Here is a 17,664-nt window from a genome sequence, read left to right on the forward strand (position 1 = left end):
GCCGCCGCTGCTCAGCGCAGCCGGCGGATGTCACCGTAGGCGCGGTAGTAACCGCCGCGGCTCGACTCGCGCACCTCGGTCACCAGGTAGCGGGCGCCCGGCTCGCGAATCCCCTTGGGGAACTGCACCGACCAGTCGCGCCGGAAGCCGTCGGACAGCACCTGGACCCGCAACCGCCCCCGGTCGTCCAGACACTGGACGACCACGCCGGCACCCGCGTCGCTCGTCACCTCGACGATCGTCGGTTGCACCGGCTGGGGTGCCTGGCGTGGGGCCTTGATGTCGCGTACCTCCGGCACGTCGCCGGCCTGCGCCGCGCGGATCGCGGGCTCGCTCGCGTCGACGCAGGCGAGGTGACCGCCGGTGGTGACGACGTAGAGCCGGTCGTCGTGGTACTGCATGGAGTACGCCGAGCCGCAGCCGGTGCCGAGCTTCCACAGCCGGGTGCCCGCCGCGTCGAAGCAGTAGATCGAGGACTGGCTGTCACCGGCGAAGACGTACCGGCCGCCCTCCGCGGTGGCGCAGGAGAAGACCGGGGCGTCGCAGCGGTAGGTGCCGGCGAGTCGACCAGACTTGGACAACCGCACCACCTCGCGGGTGCCGGTCCCGGCGAACACACTGTCGTGCTCCTGCCAGCCGAAGAGCACTGAGCCGGTCCGGGTGTGCCACAGTTCCCCGCCGGTACGCCACTCGTAGCAGGTCACGCCCTGCGAGTGGCCGTGGTAGATGGCGTCGTCGTCGCACCGCACCATCCAGGCCGAACGCCCGCGCCCGGGGCGCCGCCACAGGAACTCGTCCTCGTGGTCGATGGCGGTGATCCCGCCGTCGGCGTCGGAGACGCCGAGCACGCCGTCGTGGATGTCCAGCCAGTAGATGTCGATCTCCGGGGCGATCGCGTACGCCACCCGGGGCACCTTGCCGGACAGGTCGTAGACGTTGCCGTCGTCGCAGCCGGCGTAGACCCAGGCGTCGTCGGCCACGATGCACTTGACCCCGTCGGGGAGGCGGACCTGGCTGAGCACCTGCGCGTCGTGGCCGAGCGTGGTGATGATGCCGTGCTCGTTGCCGACCATGCAGTGCTGCCCGTCGACGAAGATGCCGAAGGCGGGGGCGCCGGAGTCGTAGCGCCAGAGCACCGGGGCGGTGCGGGCGGTGGAGTGGGTGCTGACGATCTGCCGCCGCGACACTGTGCGCTTCTGACGGACGCCGGCCACCGCCGGCGCGTAGCCCTTGCGGACCTTCTCCCCGATCTTCTTCGCCGCGGCGGCCCGGGCCCGGGCGTTGTCCGGATAGGCGGTTGCCTTGACCTGCCCCTGGTCGCCGATCCGGCCGTAGCGCACCGTCAGTGTGGCGTTGTCGACGAGGACCTCGTAGAACTTGTGCGCACCGTCCACTTCGGACAGTTCGAGGTAGGTCGTCTCCTGGGACATGGGGAGCCTCCGAGGGTCAGCGGGGCGGCGCGGTCCGGCCAGCGCGGCGACAGTGACCACACGTTAACGGCGACCTCCGACAGAACCGGCGTCCGGCCAGCGCAGCGCGTCGTCGCGGAGCACTGCGTGCGCGCCGACGCTCTGGTTCACGATCTGCGTCACCCGCACGTCGACAGCGATGCTGGCCAGCGCCGCCGCGTCTGCGCGGCTGAGGTCGTGCAGCCGCTGCATCAGGGTCAGCATCGCGTCCAGGGCGGTGAACGTGGCGTCGTCGAGGGAGGCGCCGACGCCGAGGGTCAGCCACGCGTCGGGGGTGCGGGCCACCGGGCCGGTGACCGGGAAGTCGTCGCGTACGTCGAAGGTCAGTGTCACCTCGTCCATCGGACACTCGATAGCGGTGCCGCCGACCTCGCCGTCACCCTGTGCGGCGTGCCCGTCCCCGACGGAGAACAGCGCGTCGTCCACCGGGATCGGCAGCAGGAGGATGCTGCCGGCGGTGAGGTCCCGGCAGTCCAGATTGCCGCCCCACGGGCGCGGTGGGGTAGTCGAGTGCAGCCCCGGCTCCGCGGGTGGCATACCGAGCACTCCCATGAAGGGCCGCAGCGGAACAGTGTGGCCGAGCTGGTTGCTGCCGGTCATGGCCGCCGGGTCCAGCGTCCAGGCGTGCACCACCTGGTGATCCTGCACCCCGTAGTGCTTGTTGAATTCGCTCGGCCATCCGCCGGCCACTGTCGTTCCCCAGCTGCCCGGGACGACGGTGTCGATGCGTACCTCGAGGGTCTGACCAGCGCGCGCACCGCGGACGGCGACCGGACCGATCAGGGCGTGTCCGTGGTCGGGCCGGTGCTGCGCGACGCGGGGCCGCTCCCGGTTCGGCCCCCCGGGGTACGGGCCGGCGGACCACCAGCAGTCCAGGGTGCGGTAGGTAACGGAGTCACCGGGGTCGATGGTGAGCACGGGCGGGAGGTCGGGGGAGAAGTGGCCGTGCAGGGTGTTCTGCCCCGGGGTGAGGGTGTGCCGCATCAGTGCAGGCTAGTGGCAGGTGGTCAGCGCGTCGGGTCGCCAGGTGCGCGGTGGGTGCCGGGCGCACCCACCGCGCACGACTCAACCTGGGCGATGTCAACCCGAGGTGCAGGAGCGGATCTGTGGGCGGGCGCTGCTGTTGCCGTTGTTCATCGTGGTGAAGCCGAAGGTGTTGCCGCTGCCGTTGGACCGCACGGTCATGACGGTGCCGCTGCTGTCCCAGGTGGCGGTGCCGTTCCAGACGGTGGAGACGCGCTGCGGCGAGGTGATGGCCACGACGACGGTCCACGTGTTGGCGCCACTGACCGTCACCGACGTGTTGTACCTGTCGCCCCAGATGTTGGGGGTCGTGGCGGTCGCGGTGCAGGTGCCACCCGAGGGCGGCGGGGTGGTCGGCGGTGTGCTGGTCGGCGGGGTGGTGCCGTCGGGCGCGACCGCGCGGCCGGTGGACGGCGAGATCATGCCGGGGCACAGGTTGCGGCTGGTCAGGTTGGCCATGATCAGGGGGATGGCATCGCGGGTGTTCTGGATGCCATCGTGCATCAGGATGACCTGACCGGCCTGGAGCCGGCTCGCGTTGGACACGATCTGGCTGACGCTGGCGCCGTTCCAGTCCTGCGAGTCGACGTCCCAGATCACCTGACGCATGCCGAGTGACGACGCCACGGACTGCAGGGTGGAGTTGGTCTCGCCGTAGGGCGGCCGGAACAGCACCGGCCGGCTGCCGGTCGCCGACTGGATCGCCGAGCTGGTCTGGGACAGGTCCGACTGCATCTGCGACTGGCTCATCGAGGTCATGTGGGAGTGGTTCCAGCTGTGGTTGGCGACCCACATGCCTGCTGCCACCTGGGCCTGCGCTGCCGACCTGTTGTTCTGGACGTTCTGCCCGACGTTGAACATCGTGGCCCGTACGCCGTTGGTGCGCAGCACGTTGAGCAGAGCGCTGGTGCTGCCGGTCGGACCGTCGTCGAAGGTGAGCCCGACGTAGCCGTTGCAGGTGGCGGCGCTCGACGGGGTCGAGGTGGCGGCCAGGACGACGCCGCACATGGCCACGGCGGTGGCGAGGACGGCGAGCGCCGCGCGCAACCGCCTCGACCACAGAGCCGTGCGGGGGAAGAGCCTGCTCATCTGGTGCCCCTTCTCGCGGACCCGGACGGCGGACAGCGCAGTCCGGACAGGTGTGGTGGTGGTAGGTCGCGGCGTGCCAGCGCATAGACCTCAATGGATCGGAGTATTACAGCGAGAATTCGAACACGTCAACAAGTTCCGGAACCACTCCGGAACAAGGCATTGCGACGTCCGGAGTGGAGATCCGCGTTGACCAGTCCGGACTGTCTCGTTGTCGGATCACAGTGAGCTCCTGTCCGGTCCGTTGCCGCTCCACGGCTCGACATGATCCGGAAAACAACCGGAAGTACCGGCCACCGGATTCCGGGTCGCCGACGCCGGGCGAGCCGGATTAGTAAAGATTGTGAACAGAAGATGTTAGAGTCATCTCGGTCGATATCCGACCCGGGTCTCGGCCAGTCAACCCTCGGAAGGAGCGATCACATGACGAGACTGCGCGCACTTGTCGCGCTGGCGGCACTCGTCGTCGCCGGCGGGCTGGTGGCGGTCATACCGGCCACCGCCGCCTCGGCGGCGGCCTGTTCAGCATCGTGGCAGGCCTCGGCCGTCTACTGGGGAGACGCGCAGGTCTCCCACAACGGCCGCAACTACCGGGCGAAGTGGTGGACCCAGAACGAGGCGCCGCCCGGCACCACAGGCGTCTGGGAGGATCTCGGCGCGTGCGGCGGCGGCACCACGCCGCCCACCGGAGGGACCTGCAGCTACCCGAACTGGACCGCCGGCACCTGGTACGCCACCGGTGCGATCGTGCGGTACACGAACGGTTCCTACTACATCGCCGAGCACGACAACCCGGGGTACGACCCCGTCGTCAGCACCTGGTACTGGGAGCCGTACACCTGTGGCGGTCAGCCACCGACCAGCCCGCCTCCCACCAACCCGGGCGGCTTCGTGGTCACCGAGGCCCAGTTCAACCAGATGTTCCCGGGCCGCAACTCCTTCTACACGTACTCCGGGCTCGTCGCCGCGCTGAGCGCCTACCCGGCGTTCGCGCGCACCGGCAGCACCACGGTCCAGCGGCAGGAGGCCGCTGCCTTCCTGGCGAACGTCTACCACGAGACCGGCGGGCTCGTGTACGTGGTCGAGCAGAACACCGCGAACTACCCGCACTACTGCGACTACGGCCAGCCGTACGGCTGCCCCGCCGGGCAGGCCGCCTACTACGGGCGGGGGCCGATCCAGCTCAGTTGGAACTTCAACTACAACGCCGCGGGCATCGCCCTCAACCTGCCGCTGTTGACCAACCCGTGGCTGGTGCAGACCGACGCCTCGGTGGCCTGGAAGACCGGTATCTGGTACTGGATGACCCAGAACGGGCCGGGCACCATGACCGCCCACAACGCGATGGTCAACGGTGCCGGGTTCGGTCAGACGATCCGCAGCATCAACGGCTCGATCGAGTGCAACGGCGGTAACCCCGCCCAGGTGCAGAGCCGCGTCACCAGATACCAGCAGTTCGTCGGCATCCTCGGCGTCTCGGCCGGGGCCAATCTCTACTGCTGATCAGGGGCCGGGCCTCGGCGTACGTCGCCGGACGGAGTCGAGGCCCGGCAGGCCGACGGCCGGGGCCCGGTGGTGGCCGCGGCCGCTTCGGCGCGATCAACACGTTGACACGGCAGTGCTGCGCCCGGAACTATCAGCGGCAGTCCACCGCCTCGATCCTCGTTGCTCACCACCTCGTATGACAACGATGTCAGGGCTCCGACCCGCCACCCGCTCCACTCTGCCCAGACGTTCGACGTACTCGACCCGGTTCGAGTCGAAAGGCTCCGTCCCCCATGTCGCACATCCCCCTTGCGCGTCCCCGGTCGCGCCGCCTGACAGCGGCGACGACAGCCGCCCTGCTACCGCTGGGCCTGCTCGTCGCCGCGCCGCTGGCGAACGCCGCCCCCACCCCCGCGAACCCCGGCACCTTCAGCTCCTCGTTCGAGGCCGCCGACCCGCAGCCCGCCACCAGCACCGTGGAGGTCGGCGCGAACGGAAAGCCCATCCAGGCCAACCTGAGCGGCACTGTCGCCACCCTGCCGGGCAGCCTGCTCGGCCAGGTCAGCGCCGTGACCGCGAGCGACGAGAACCCGCCGCGGGAGGTCGCCGCGAACCTCGCTGACGACGATCCGTCGACCAAGTGGCTCGTGTTCGCGACCACCGGTTGGGTGACCTACCAGCTCGCCAAGCCGGCGACGGTGGTGCGTTACTCGCTGACCGCAGCCGACGACGCACCGACCCGAGACCCGAAGGACTTCGTCATCCAGGGGTCGAACGACGGCAGCACCTGGACCGACCTCGACAAGCGTGCCGGCGAGACGTTCAGCGGGCGCTTCGCCACCAGGACGTACACCTTCGCCAACCCGAACGCCTACGGCTTCTACCGGCTCAACGTCACAGCGAACTCCGGTGACTCACTCGTGCAGCTCGCCGACTGGAACATCAGCGACGGCTCGGACGTCCGCCCGCCGGCCACCCCCATGGTCAGCGTGGCCACCGCCGGCCCGAACGGCGGCTACACCACGAAGCCGGACGTCGGGTTCACCGGACTTGCCGCGCTGCGCTACTCCGGCGGCGCCGAGGGCAACGGCCGGGCGTACGCGACGAACAGGCTCTTCGACGTCACCATCCCGGTCGGGCCGAAGACGCGACTGTCCTACAAGATCTTCCCTGAGTTCACCGGTGGGGACGGCCGGTACCCGTCCACCTACGCGGCCGTCGACCTGCACTTCACCGACGGCAGCTACCTGAGTTCCCGTACGCCCACCGACCAGCACGGCAACCCGCTCACCGCCGCCGGTCAGGGTGCCTCGAAGGTGCTCTTCGCCGACCAGTGGAACCTGGTGCGGGCCGACCTCGGCACCGTCGCGCGCGGCAAGACGATCGACCGCATCCTGCTCGCGTACGACAATCCGCAGGCCACCGGGGAGACCCGGTTCCAGGGTTGGCTCGACGACATCGAGCTGACCGGCACGCCGACGTCGATCGACGGCTCGACGCTGACCAACTACGTCGACACCCGACGGGGCACCAACTCGACGAGTGGTTTCTCGCGCGGCAACAACCTGCCGATCACCGCCGTGCCGAACGGGTTCAACTTCTTCACCCCGGTGACCGACGCGACCTCCGACTCGTGGGAGTACGAGTACCACCGGATTAACAACGAGGCCAACCTGCCCATGCTCCAGGGCCTCGCGATCTCCCACGAGCCGAGCCCCTGGATGGGTGACCGCAACCAGATGTCCGTGATGCCGGTCGTCGGTGGCGGGCCGCTCACCGGTCAGCCCGCGGGCCGGGCGCTCGCCTTCAGCCACGACGACGAGACGGCGCAGCCGGACCTCTACCGGGTGGCGCTGCAGAACGGCCTGGTCGCGGAGATGTCGCCCACCGACCACGCCGGGATCATGCGGTTCACCTTCCCCACCGGGCAGGCGACCGGAAGCCTCGTCTTCCACAACGGCACGTTCACGATCGGCACGGACGGCACGTTCACGGGTTGGGTCGACAACGGAAGCGGCCTGTCGGCGGGGCGTAGCCGGATGTTCGTCTCCGGCGCCTTCGACCGCGCGCCGACGGCGTCCGCGGCGACCTCGGCCACCTTCGACATCTCCACGTCGCGGGAGGTGACGATGCGTCTCGCGACGTCGTTCCTCTCCGTCGACCAGGCGCGCCGCAACCTCGACCTCGAGGTCACCGGCAGGAGCTTCGACCAGATCCATGCCGCCGCCACGGCAGCCTGGAAGGACCGGCTCGGCCGGGTCGAGGTGCGGGGCGCCACCGAGGCGCAGCTCGTCACCATGTACTCGAACCTGTACCGGCTGAACCTCTACCCGAACTCGCAGTCGGAGAACACCGGCACCGCCGCCGCGCCGCGCTGGCAGTACGCGAGCCCGGTGTCGGCGCCGACCGGTGCGTCGAGCCCCACCCGGACCGGCGCGAAGGTCGTCGACGGGCAGATCTACGTCAACAACGGCTTCTGGGACACCTACCGCACCGTGTGGCCCGCCTACGCGCTGCTGTACCCGGACGTCGCCGCCCGGATCTCCGACGGGTTCGTCCAGCACTACCGCGACGGCGGCTGGATCGCCCGCTGGTCGTCGCCGGGCTACGCCGACCTGATGACCGGCACCAGCGCGAACGTGGCGCTGGCCCAGGCGTACCTCACCGGGGTGAAGCTCCCCGACCCGCTCGCGGCCTACGACGCTGCCGTCAAGGACGCGACAGTCGCGTCCGGGCGCAGCGCGGTCGGGCGCAAGGGCATCGAGAGTTCCCTGTTCCTCGGCTACACGCCGACGTCCACGGGGGAGTCGGTGTCCTGGGCGCTGGAGGGCTACATCAACGACTTCGGCATCGGCAACATGGGTGCGGCGCTCGCCAAGGACCCGGCCACGCCCAAGTCGGAGCGTGCCCGGCTCACCGAGGAGTCGCGGTACTTCCTGGAGCGGGCCCGCAACTACGTCCACCTCTTCGACCCGAAGACGAAGCTCTTCCAGGGTCGCGACGCCGCCGGCACCTTCCTCGCCGGTGACCCGCTCGACTGGGGTGGCGTCTACACCGAGACCAACGGGTGGAACTTCGCGTTCACCGCCCAGCAGGACGGCCAGGGCCTGGTCAACCTGTACGGCGGGCAGAAGGCGCTGCGGGACAAGCTCGACGCGTTCTTCACCACCCCGGAGAACGCCGACCGCCCCGGCGGATACGGCGGCGTCATCCACGAGATGCTCGAGGCCCGCGCGGTGCGGATGGGTCAGCTCGGCATGAGCAACCAGCCGTCGCACCACATCCCGTACATGTACAACGTCGCCGGCGCACCGGCGAAGACCCAGGAGACCGTGCGGGAGATCCTTCGTCGTCTCTACGTGGGCAGCGAGATCGGCCAGGGCTACCTGGGCGACGAGGACAACGGCGAGATGTCGTCCTGGTACATCCTCAGCTCGCTGGGCATCTACCCGTTGCAGGCCGGCTCGTCCGAGTGGGCGATCGGCTCGCCGCAGTTCACCCGGATGACCGTGCACCGCAGCAGCGGCGACATCGTCGTCAACGCGCCGGACAACAGCACGGCGAACGTCTACGTGCAGGGCGTGAAGGTCAACGGCAAGAAGCAGCGCGGCCTGTCACTGGACGTCGCGGCGCTCGCCAAGGGCGGCACCATCGACTTCCAGATGGGCCCCAAGCCGTCGTCGTGGGGCAGCGGCAGGAACGACGCCCCACCGTCGCTGACCAAGGGTGACGAGGTGCCGAAGCCGTTGCAGGACGTCACCGGCCCCGGTCTCGGCACCGCTACCGCGACCGGTGGTCAGGACGCGTCGAAGCTGTTCGACGACACGTCGACCACGCAGCTGACCTTCACCTCGGGGACCCCGCAGATCACCTGGGCCTTCCGCGGTGGCAAGCAGAAGCCGAAGTACTACACGGTCACGTCCGGGGCGGGTGCCGGCGATCCGGCCGACTGGCGCCTCCAGGGCTCCAACGACGGCCTCACCTGGACCACAGTGGACTCGCGTGCCGGCCAGGTGTTCCCGTGGCGCAACCAGACCCGCCCGTACTCGATCGACCGGCCGGGGCGGTTCCAGCAGTTCCGCCTCGCCGTCACGAAGACCGTCGGCGCCGCGCAGACCACCCTCGCCGAGGTCGAGCTGCTCGCCGGAGGTGACCTGGACCTCGGGGGCGGCGACATCACCGTCACCGCAGCGGACGGCGTGCACGCCACCACCGGCGTACCCGTCTCGGTGCCGCTGGGCACCGTCACCGGCGGCGACGCCAGCGGCTACCAGGCCACCATCGACTGGGGTGACGGCACGCCGGTCACCACGGGCACCGTGACGTTGAGTTCGCGGGCCGTCTACCGCATCGGTGGGTCGCACACGTACGCCACACCCGGCTACCACCAGGCGAACGTCACGGTGACCGACGGCGAGAGTCAGAGCTCCGCGACTGTCGGCGTCGAGGTGGCGTACGCCCCGGCCTCCGGTCTCACCGCCGCGTTCGACACCGTCTGCGTCGGCGACGAAGGGGTCCTGGCGGCGGACTGCGACGCCAAGTCGTGGGCGTACTCGCGGGCCGCCCTGGCGGCGGGTGGTGCCACCCAGGGCCAGCCGCAGCAGGTTCCCACGACGGCGCTGCGGTTCACCCTGCCGGTGATCCCGGCCGGGCAGCCGGACAACGCGACAGGCAACGGGTCGACAGTCGTGCTCGACCTTCCGCCGGACGCGAAGAGCATCTCGTTCGTCGGCGCCGGAACGCAGGGCAACCAGAACACCACCGGCACGGCGACGTTCAGCGACGGCAGCACGGCAAGCGTTCCGATCCAGTTGAGTGACTGGACGCTCGGCGGCAACGCCAACGGCACCCCGTCCTACGGGAACATCATCGTCGCCCGGACGGCGTACCGGTTGCAGGGCACGAGCCGCGACGGCGCCCAGCCGTTCCTCTTCGCCACCGCCCCGTACCAGATCCCGGAGGGCAAGACGCTCGTGTCGGTGACCCTGCCGACGCAGACCGGCGATCCTCGCTCGGCGGGTCGGATCCACGTGTTCGCCGTGGCCGACGACGGCACGCCCGCCCCGACGCTGGCGACCGTCGCCCCGAAGGACCAGACGGCCACCGCCGGGCAGGCCCTCGCGGCGAACCTCGGTGCGGTGACCGGCGGTGTTCCCGGTACGACGGGCTACCGTGCCCGGGTCCAGTGGGGTGACGGCACCGTTCCGGACGACGTGACGATCGGTGCGTCCGGCGCGATGAGCGGCCAGCACACCTACCTGCGGGATGGCAGCTACACGGTGCGCGTCACCGCGTGGGACAAGCTGTCGAGCAGGACCCTGTCGTTCACTGTGACGGTGGCCCGGGGCGGATCGCGGCCGGCGATCGCGCTGTCCGCGTCCGGCACCGTCGTCACCGGTGGCGCGATCACCGTCGACGGCAGCGGCTTCGTCGCCGGCGAGCAGGTGACAGTCAGCGTCGGCACCGACCCGGGTCGGACCGTGAGGGTCGCGGCCTCCGCGACGGGAACGGTCCGCGCCGCGGTGCCGACCTCCGGCGACGCGCAACCCGGCCGGTACGCCGTGACGGCGACTGGCGCGTCCTCGCGGACGCCCGCCACGGCCACCGTTCAGGTGACCGGGGAGTCGGAGGCGCTGACCTACCAGCCGCGGGTGGCGTTGCTGACCACCTCGGGGCCGCGCGGCACGTCGATCATGTTGGACGGTTCCGGGTTCGCGCCGAACGAGGCGGTCACCATCGCCTTCGGAAGCGGCCTCGGGGTGAGCAAGGTGCGCGCGAACGGTGACGGCGTCATCTCCGGTGCGACGGTGAGCGTTCCGGGCGCGGCGAAGGCGGGCGCGACGAGCGTCACGTTGAACGGTGCCACGTCGGCGACACCGGTGTCCCGACCGTTCACCGTCACCGGCTAGTACCCGGCGGGGACAACGCACGTGGGGCGGGCCGTGATCACGGCCCGCCCCACGTCGTACCGGAAGGTTCGGCTCTCAGGTGGGTGGCAGCAGCGCGTCGACCAGGTCGCGCAGCGGCCCGACCAGGTCCTGTTCGCTGGCGGAACTCAGCGGTTCCAGCTGGATCGACGACCGCAGCACCGCGACCCCGATGCCGGCGGCCAGGGCGATCTGGGCGCGGAGCAGGAGCTGTTCGCTGCCCGGTTCGCCGGGGCGCCACCCGCGAGCCGCCGCCAGTTGTTCGCTGGAACGGACCAGCACACCGCGCCGGATCTCGTCGGCCCCCGCGTCCCCGGACGACCGCAGCAGCAGGGAGAGTTGGCTCGACAGGCCTGCCGCGCCGAGGTCGGCGATGTGCCGGGCGATGGCCTCGGGCACCCGGTCGGCCGGCGTCTGGCCGGTGGTTCGGCGCAGTTCGTCGCCCGCGGCTCGCAGGCACGCCTCGAACAGGCCCTCCTTCGACGTGAAGTAGCGGCTGATGAGTGCCACGTTGACGCCCGCGTCGTCGGCGATGTCCCGGACCGTGGTGGCCGCGTAGCCGTCCCGGGCGAAGCGGTGGCGGGCGGCGTCGAGCAGGAGTTGCCGGGTCTCCGCCGCGTCCCGTCGGCGACGTTGGGGCGGGTCGCCTGCGGTGTCGCTGGTCGCGGGGACAGGCGGTTCTGCTGCTGTCACGACGCGTCCTCTCGTCGGTGCGGGTAGTAAGTAAACATATGTTGACTTCTTGCCCACCGCAAGCGCCGAGGTAGCCACAGGTGACGTAAACGACTGTTGACATGGCCGGGCGGCAGCGCATACTGGCTAAGTCAGCAAACGTTTACATCTAGGTCAGGATGTCATGACCCACACCATCGAGGAGCCGACCCACCTCGGCTCCGCGTCCAGCGCGGCCCCGCGCGCCAACAGCGGCCTCCTGGTGCTGTACCTGTCGCTGGGCGGCCTGGCGTTCGCTGTGCTCCAGTCGCTGGTGGCACCCGCGCTCTCGACGATCGGAAGGGACCTGGGCGTCTCGACCGGCGACATCAGTTGGGTGCTCACCGCGTACCTGTTGGCAGCCTCGGTGCTGACGCCCATCCTCGGACGTCTCGGCGACATGGTCGGCAAGCGTCGGGTCCTCATCGGCGTCCTCGCGGCCCTCGCCGCGGGCACCCTGCTCGCCGCACTGGCACCCAACCTGGCCGTGCTCATCGTCGCGCGGGCGCTCCAGGGAGCCGCCGGAGCGATCCTGCCGCTGTCGATCGGTATCGTCCGCGACCAACTGCCCCGGGAGAAGGTCGGCGTGACAGTCGGCCTGCTGTCGGCGATCTTCGGAGTCGGTGCCGGCGTCGGAATCGTCGCCGCCGGCCCGATCGTGGAGCACCTGTCGTGGCACTGGCTGTTCTGGCTGCCGCTGGTCCTCGTCGTCGTCGCGCTGCTCGGCGCCATCTTCGGGATGCCCGAGTCGCGGGTCCGTACGCCCGGGCGGCTCGACATGCTCGGCGCGACGATCCTGTCGGTGTCGCTGGTCTCGCTGCTGCTGGCCGTGAGCAAGGGGCAGGGCTGGGGCTGGACCGAGCCGAAGACCCTCGGCCTGTTCCTGCTCGGCGTGGTCGCGATGATCGTGTTCGTCCGGGTCGAGCTTCGGGTACGCGAGCCGCTCATCGACATGCGCCTGATGCGGATTCGGGGCGTCTGGGCCACCGACCTGGTTGCCCTGATCCTCGGCTTCGCGATGTTCGGGACGTTCGTGCTCGTGCCGACCCTGCTCCAACTCCCCGCCGCCACCGGCTACGGGTTCGGCAAGACGGTGTCCCAGGCGGGCCTGTTCCTGCTGCCCACCGTCCTGATGATGGTGGTCTTCGGTCCCCTCGCGGGCCTGCTGGACCGTCGCTTCGGTCCCAAGGTTCCGATGTTCCTCGGCACTGTCGCGGTCGTCGTCGCGTTCGTGCTGCCGGCACTCGCGCACGGCGCGGCCTGGCAGGTGCTGCTCTCCGGGGTGCTCACCGGCGCCGGCATCGGCCTGGCGTTCGCGGCGATGTCCAACGCCATCATCGAGAGTGTCCCGGCCGGACAGACCGGCGAGGCGAGCGGCGTCAACACCATCGCGCGGACCATCGGCAGCAGCATCGGCGCGGCGGTCGTGGCGGCCGTCATCACGTCGAACAGCACCCCCCAGGGGCTGCCCACCGACGCGGCGTTCACCGCCGGCTTCTGGGTCTGCGGGGGCGTCGCGGTCCTGGCCGTCTTCGCGGCGCTCGCCCTGCCCTCGGCGCGTCGCCGTCACGAACAGGCCGTCGCCGCCGGTGTCGACGACCTTCCGCCCGAGCCGGTCGAACTGCACGTGCCGCACCGGCAGCACTGACCAGCCGGCCGAGAGTCACCTGACCGCGCGGGCCGTGTCCACCACTGGTGGGCGCGGCCCGCGCCGTCCGCGTGAGCTCAACCCGCGCGTGGCGCGCCCAGTCGGAGGTGCCAGCGCGTGCCCTGACCGGTGAGCCGGACGATCGCCAACGGCTCCACGTCCACCTGCCGGTACACCGCCGTCGGCAGGCCGAGGGCGTGCACGACAGCGACCCGGATCACCAGTGGGTGGGTGATTGCGACGATGCGCCGACCGGCACCGCAGTGCCCGTCCAGCCAACTACCGACCCGGTCCCGCACTGTCGTGACGGACTCGCCGCCGGGTGGCGCGGTGTCCGGCGTGGACAACCAGTCGTGCACCGCCCGCGGGTCCGCGCCGGCGACCTCCTCGAGCGACAGCCCGGACCAGTCGCCGTAGTCGCAGTCGGCCAACGCCGTCTCGATCGTCGGCAGCAGGCCGAAGGCGTCGGCGGTCTGTCGGGCCGCCGCCGCCGGACTGGACAGGCAGATGTCGTGCACGCCGAGGTGCCCGCGCCCGCCCGGATCCGCGTGGGCCTGGGCGAGGGCGACACGCAGGCCACCCTCGTCCAGGCCGTCGTCGGCCCCACCGAAGTGGGCCCGGCGCAGAGATGCGGTGTGACCGTGGGCGACCAGCCGGAGGCTGGTGGCTGTCACGTGCCGGCTAGCGCGGTGGCGGCCCGGCGGCGCCGCTCGTGGTGCATCAGGGCGGCGAACAGCAGGCCGATGCCGGTCCAGAGCACCACCTGGGTGCCGAGCGACGCCAGTCGGAAGCTCCACAGCAGGGTGGCGGGGAAGTCCGCCGGAACCTCCTGGAAGGACGGCATCACCACGTACGACACGGCCGTGACCAGGAGGAACCCACCCACTGCCGCGGCGGCGCGCAGCCACGGCGGTGCCTGGGCGCCGACTGACCGGTAGCCGAGCGAGCCGGCCCACACGGCCACCAACCCGAGCACCACCATCAGCAGATAGGTGACGGTCCGTTGGTTGATGGTGGCCGGGTCGCCGACCGCCGGCGGGTTCGCCGGATACTTGAGGAACGGCACGATCACCGCGCCGAGCAGCGCCGCGCCAGCCAGCAACAGGCCCGACCGCCCGTCGTCGTCACCGCGCCGCCGACGGGACAGCAGGACGTACGCCGTAGCCAGCAGACCGCCCATCGCGGCCCCGAACAGGCCGGTGGCCAGGAACAGGCCGCCGCGCTGACCTGTCCGGCTGACCAGGGCGTCCTCGTGATCGTGCGCACCAGCGGCAGGCTCGGCGTGGGTCGCCGCCTCCTCGATGGCGATGGCCGCCTCGACGTGTGGTTCGCCGGCGACGTACGCGAACGCCCCGGCGAGCAGGCCGGCGATCAGGCCGGCGAGCAGGCCGCGGACGAGGACGGCAAGGAAGGGGGGAGCGGCGGTGGTGTTCAGTGGCACGGGACGCCCAGCAGGTGCCGGCCGTCGTGCATCAGCTCGTGCAGGTACATCCCACTGCGCGACACGGCCCCCTGGTCGAAGGCGACGAGGTATGTCAGCAGGGTGAGCACGGCAACGGTCGCCAGGGCCGTCCACAGAAGACGGGCGGTGCCGGCGGGGTGCACCACCGGCTGGCTGGAAGCGGAGCTAGACATGAATACACGAACCTCTCCAGGGATGACGCGTCCCCATCGCAAGGCTGCGGACGACCGAGCGTCCTGGCTCGCGGCCCCCGGTTGTGGGGACCCGCTCACAGTGGCGCGACCGCGCCGGAATCACACCGGCTTCCCTCGCGTCGCCGCAGATAGTGGCTCGACGGTATCGGTGCCGCCTCAGGCGGTCAACCCGGACCCCGCGCCCGGAACACGGCGCCCACCGCTCGGTGAATGAACCGGGCCGACCGCAGGATGTAGGCGGATTCGTCAGACCAAAAGGCGACAGTGCCGGAAGCACGTCACGGGGCGCGTTCCGGCGGTTCGGGACTCTCTGTCACCGCTAACATGGTCAATCTGCCAGATCGGCTGTGTGCTCCGGGTCGACCCGGAGGGCTCGATCAGCGGCGGGGCGGGGTGCGGGGTGGACGAGTACACGCCGGGGTGGTTCCGGTGACGACCGGAGAGGTCACGCGCCGACCGGGCATCGTCGACGCGCACCATCATCTCCGGGTCCGGGCGCGGCACCCACAGCCCTGGATCGACCCGCACACCATGGCCGCCGCCGACTTCACGCCGGTCGAGCTGGCTCCGGTGGCCCGGGCCGCCGGGGTCGCCGGGACCGTTGTCGTGCAGTCGGTGGCCGCCCGGTCCGAGACGCCCGAGCTGCTCGGCATCGCCGCCGACGACCCACTCGTCACCGGGGTCGTCGGCTGGGTCGACCTCACCGCCGCCGATGTCGGTCAGCGCCTCTACCGACTACGGAGGGTGCGCGGCGGCGAACGGCTGGTCGGGATCCGCCACCTTGTCGAGTCCGAGCCCGACCCGACCTATCTGGACCGCCCGGACGTGCGGCGGGGCATCGCCGAGGTCGGTGCGGCTGGCCTCGCCTTCGACCTCCTGGTGCGCCATCGTCAGCTTCCCGCGGCGACCCGGCTCGTCCGTGCCCTGCCCGAGGTGCGGTTCGTCCTCGACCACCTCGGCAAGCCCCCGCTCGGGCGCGCCGATCCCGGTGACTGGCGCCGCGATCTGCGGGCGCTCGCCGCCGAGCCCAACGCGACGGCGAAGCTCTCCGGCCTGGTGACCGAGGTGGACGCCGCGTCCTGGATTCCGGCCGACCTGCGGCCCGCCGTCGAGCACGCCCTCGACGTGTTCGGGCCGGACCGGCTGATGTTCGGCTCGGACTGGCCGGTCTGCCTGCTCGCCACCTCGTACGCCCGCTGGGTCTCCGTTCTGGACGACCTGCTGGGTTCGCTGTCCGAGCCCGAGCGGACCGCGATCTGGTGCCGGACCGCCGGCCGCGTGTACCGGCTCGCCCCGTCCTGACCTGGCGGCGGATTCCGAACTGGGGACATAGCATGTTATCGATAACATGCTGCCGAAGGTGGTCGATGTCGTTTGGTCGGACGAATGCGTTCGGCAGCACAGGTAACGATGGCAAAACATGCCGGCAAGACCTTGGCAACATACGTGAACGCGTGGCAAGGTAACGCCTGATCGCGGGAAACATCCGATCTATCGTCGTGGGTGGTGTGGGCGCCTGCCCGCACTGCCCCTGGTGAGGTCGGTCGCTCACAGGCGTACGGCTCGTCGGCGGGTCCCCGTCGGACGCTGGCGCCGTGCTTGGGGAGGTCAGGTCCGACGATGAGTAGCGCCGAGGCAACCGCCGGCACACAGCGCGGCGAACTCAGCGACTGGTTCCGGGAACGGGTCTCCCACGCCGTCTCCGAGTTCACCGCCGCGACCGCGTTGGTGGTCCTGTTCATCGCCCTGACCATCGCGAGTCCCTACTTCCTGACGGCGGACAACCTCTTCAACATCGGGGCCCAGACGGCGGTGATCGCCATCATCGCCACGGCCCAGACGATGGTCATCATCACGAAGGGCATCGACCTGTCAGTGGGGTCGGTCGCCGCGCTCGCCGGCGTCTTGGGCGCGATGGTCGTGCGCGACCTCGGCTTCTCGGTCTGGGCGGCGACGGCGGTCGCGATCGGTGTCGGCGCGTTGGCCGGGCTGTTGAACGGGCTGCTCGTGACGGTGGCCCGGATTCCGCCGTTCATCGCGACGTTGGGGACGATGTCCGTCGGCCGCGGTCTCGTCTTCATCATCACCGGCGCGGTCGGCGTATACGGCCTGCCCCGATCCTTTCAACTGCTCGGCAATGGGCAGATCCTCGGCATCCCGTTCGCCGTGCTGATCACCGTCCTGGTCGCCGTCGGGGTCGCCTTCCTGCTCTCCCAGACCCGATTCGGTCAGTACACCTACGCGATGGGCTCCAACCTGGAGGCCGCCCGCCGCTCCGGCATCCGGGTGGGGCGGCACCTGACCGGGGTGTACGTGCTGGCCGGGGTCCTGGTCGGGCTGGGTGGCATGATCGCGGCGTCCCGGGTCAACTCCGGCCAACCCAACTACGGGATCTCGCTGGAGCTCGACGTCATCGCCGCCGCGGTCATCGGCGGCGCCAGCCTGTTCGGCGGCCAGGGCCGGATCGTCGGGACCATCATCGGCGCGTTCCTCATCGCCCTGGTCCGAAACGGCGCCGTCCTGCTCGACATCAGCATCCACTACCAGCAGGTGATCGTCGGCGTGATCATCTGGGCCGCCGTCTACTTCGACCAGTACCGCCGCCGGCGGCTGGAATCACGGGGTTGACATGCCATTCCGAGAGTCCGAACGAGGA

12 protein-coding genes and 1 riboswitch are annotated in these 17,664 nt (G+C 70.4%); of the genes, 5 read left to right on the plus strand and 7 right to left on the minus strand.

Annotation, left to right across the window (positions count from 1 at the left end; all coding sequences use genetic code 11):
- Positions 1–11: 11 nt before the first annotated feature.
- The 3 genes from ABZ406_RS26460 to ABZ406_RS26470 form a co-directional block, all read right to left on the minus strand.
- A complete protein-coding gene (locus tag ABZ406_RS26460; RefSeq protein ID WP_357766949.1) occupies positions 12–1,430 on the minus strand; it encodes a WGR domain-containing protein in 1,419 nt (472 codons plus the stop codon).
- Between the two features lie 63 nt (positions 1,431–1,493).
- Positions 1,494–2,453 (minus strand): acetamidase/formamidase family protein, encoded by a 960-nt coding sequence (locus tag ABZ406_RS26465; RefSeq protein ID WP_357766951.1) that lies wholly within the window; start codon positions 2,451–2,453, stop codon positions 1,494–1,496.
- A 96-nt stretch (positions 2,454–2,549) separates the two neighbouring features.
- A complete protein-coding gene (locus ABZ406_RS26470) occupies positions 2,550–3,581 on the minus strand; it encodes a polysaccharide deacetylase family protein (protein WP_357766954.1) in 1,032 nt (343 codons plus the stop codon).
- Between the two features lie 423 nt (positions 3,582–4,004).
- Between ABZ406_RS26470 and ABZ406_RS26475 the strand changes: the two genes are divergently transcribed.
- A complete protein-coding gene (locus ABZ406_RS26475; protein ID WP_357766958.1) occupies positions 4,005–5,084 on the plus strand; it encodes a glycoside hydrolase family 19 protein in 1,080 nt (359 codons plus the stop codon).
- A gap of 275 nt (positions 5,085–5,359) precedes the next feature.
- Entirely contained in the window at positions 5,360–10,975 is a 5,616-nt protein-coding gene (locus ABZ406_RS26480; protein ID WP_357766960.1) for a GH92 family glycosyl hydrolase, read from the plus strand.
- Between the two features lie 75 nt (positions 10,976–11,050).
- On the opposite strand, the gene ABZ406_RS26485 is transcribed toward ABZ406_RS26480, so the two are convergent.
- Positions 11,051–11,686 carry a TetR family transcriptional regulator gene (locus tag ABZ406_RS26485; protein ID WP_357766964.1) on the minus strand — a complete coding sequence of 212 codons (636 nt, stop codon included), beginning with the start codon at positions 11,684–11,686 and terminating at the stop codon, positions 11,051–11,053.
- Between the two features lie 163 nt (positions 11,687–11,849).
- Here ABZ406_RS26485 and ABZ406_RS26490 point away from each other — a divergent pair, with 163 nt between their 5' ends.
- Positions 11,850–13,352, plus strand: a complete 1,503-nt coding sequence (locus ABZ406_RS26490; protein ID WP_357766967.1) for an MFS transporter — start codon at positions 11,850–11,852, stop codon at positions 13,350–13,352.
- A 77-nt stretch (positions 13,353–13,429) separates the two neighbouring features.
- Here the strand turns inward: ABZ406_RS26490 and ABZ406_RS26495 are convergent, their stop codons facing one another.
- From ABZ406_RS26495 to ABZ406_RS26505, 3 genes are read right to left on the minus strand one after another with little or no spacing between them, the layout of a single operon-like run.
- Positions 13,430–14,026: a histidine phosphatase family protein gene (locus tag ABZ406_RS26495; protein ID WP_357766970.1), complete on the minus strand. Its 597-nt coding sequence runs from the start codon at positions 14,024–14,026 to the stop codon at positions 13,430–13,432.
- Positions 14,023–14,793 carry a CbtA family protein gene (locus tag ABZ406_RS26500; protein WP_357766973.1) on the minus strand — a complete coding sequence of 257 codons (771 nt, stop codon included), beginning with the start codon at positions 14,791–14,793 and terminating at the stop codon, positions 14,023–14,025. Before ABZ406_RS26500 ends, ABZ406_RS26495 begins: the two co-directional genes overlap by 4 nt.
- Positions 14,784–14,987, minus strand: a complete 204-nt coding sequence (locus ABZ406_RS26505; protein ID WP_357766975.1) for a CbtB domain-containing protein — start codon at positions 14,985–14,987, stop codon at positions 14,784–14,786. The genes ABZ406_RS26500 and ABZ406_RS26505 overlap by 10 nt, the downstream gene beginning before the upstream one ends.
- A gap of 58 nt (positions 14,988–15,045) precedes the next feature.
- Positions 15,046–15,121, minus strand: a riboswitch (cobalamin riboswitch).
- A 316-nt stretch (positions 15,122–15,437) separates the two neighbouring features.
- Here ABZ406_RS26505 and ABZ406_RS26510 point away from each other — a divergent pair.
- Together ABZ406_RS26510 and ABZ406_RS26515 are read left to right on the plus strand one after the other, a co-directional pair.
- The gene (locus ABZ406_RS26510) at positions 15,438–16,310 is read left to right on the plus strand and encodes an amidohydrolase family protein (RefSeq protein ID WP_357766978.1); all 873 of its coding nucleotides are present in this window, start codon (positions 15,438–15,440) and stop codon (positions 16,308–16,310) included.
- 318 nt (positions 16,311–16,628) lie between these two features.
- Positions 16,629–17,636 (plus strand): ABC transporter permease, encoded by a 1,008-nt coding sequence (locus tag ABZ406_RS26515; RefSeq protein WP_357766981.1) that lies wholly within the window; start codon positions 16,629–16,631, stop codon positions 17,634–17,636.
- Positions 17,637–17,664 lie beyond the last annotated feature (28 nt).

Origin of the sequence: Micromonospora sp. NPDC005710 (assembly GCF_040630995.1) — a bacterium.
Lineage (GTDB): Bacteria > Actinomycetota > Actinomycetes > Mycobacteriales > Micromonosporaceae > Micromonospora.

What these genes read in the sequence shown, in the direction of transcription:
- ABZ406_RS26460 (WP_357766949.1), bottom strand. Translation starts at nt 1,430, where the DNA reads ATGTCCCAGGAGACGACCTACCTCGAACTGTCCGAAGTGGACGGTGCG.
- ABZ406_RS26465 (WP_357766951.1), bottom strand. Translation starts at nt 2,453, where the DNA reads ATGCGGCACACCCTCACCCCGGGGCAGAACACCCTGCACGGCCACTTC.
- ABZ406_RS26470 (WP_357766954.1), bottom strand. Translation starts at nt 3,581, where the DNA reads ATGAGCAGGCTCTTCCCCCGCACGGCTCTGTGGTCGAGGCGGTTGCGC.
- ABZ406_RS26475 (WP_357766958.1), top strand. Translation starts at nt 4,005, where the DNA reads ATGACGAGACTGCGCGCACTTGTCGCGCTGGCGGCACTCGTCGTCGCC.
- ABZ406_RS26480 (WP_357766960.1), top strand. Translation starts at nt 5,360, where the DNA reads ATGTCGCACATCCCCCTTGCGCGTCCCCGGTCGCGCCGCCTGACAGCG.
- ABZ406_RS26490 (WP_357766967.1), top strand. Translation starts at nt 11,850, where the DNA reads ATGACCCACACCATCGAGGAGCCGACCCACCTCGGCTCCGCGTCCAGC.
- ABZ406_RS26505 (WP_357766975.1), bottom strand. Translation starts at nt 14,987, where the DNA reads ATGTCTAGCTCCGCTTCCAGCCAGCCGGTGGTGCACCCCGCCGGCACC.
- ABZ406_RS26515 (WP_357766981.1), top strand. Translation starts at nt 16,629, where the DNA reads ATGAGTAGCGCCGAGGCAACCGCCGGCACACAGCGCGGCGAACTCAGC.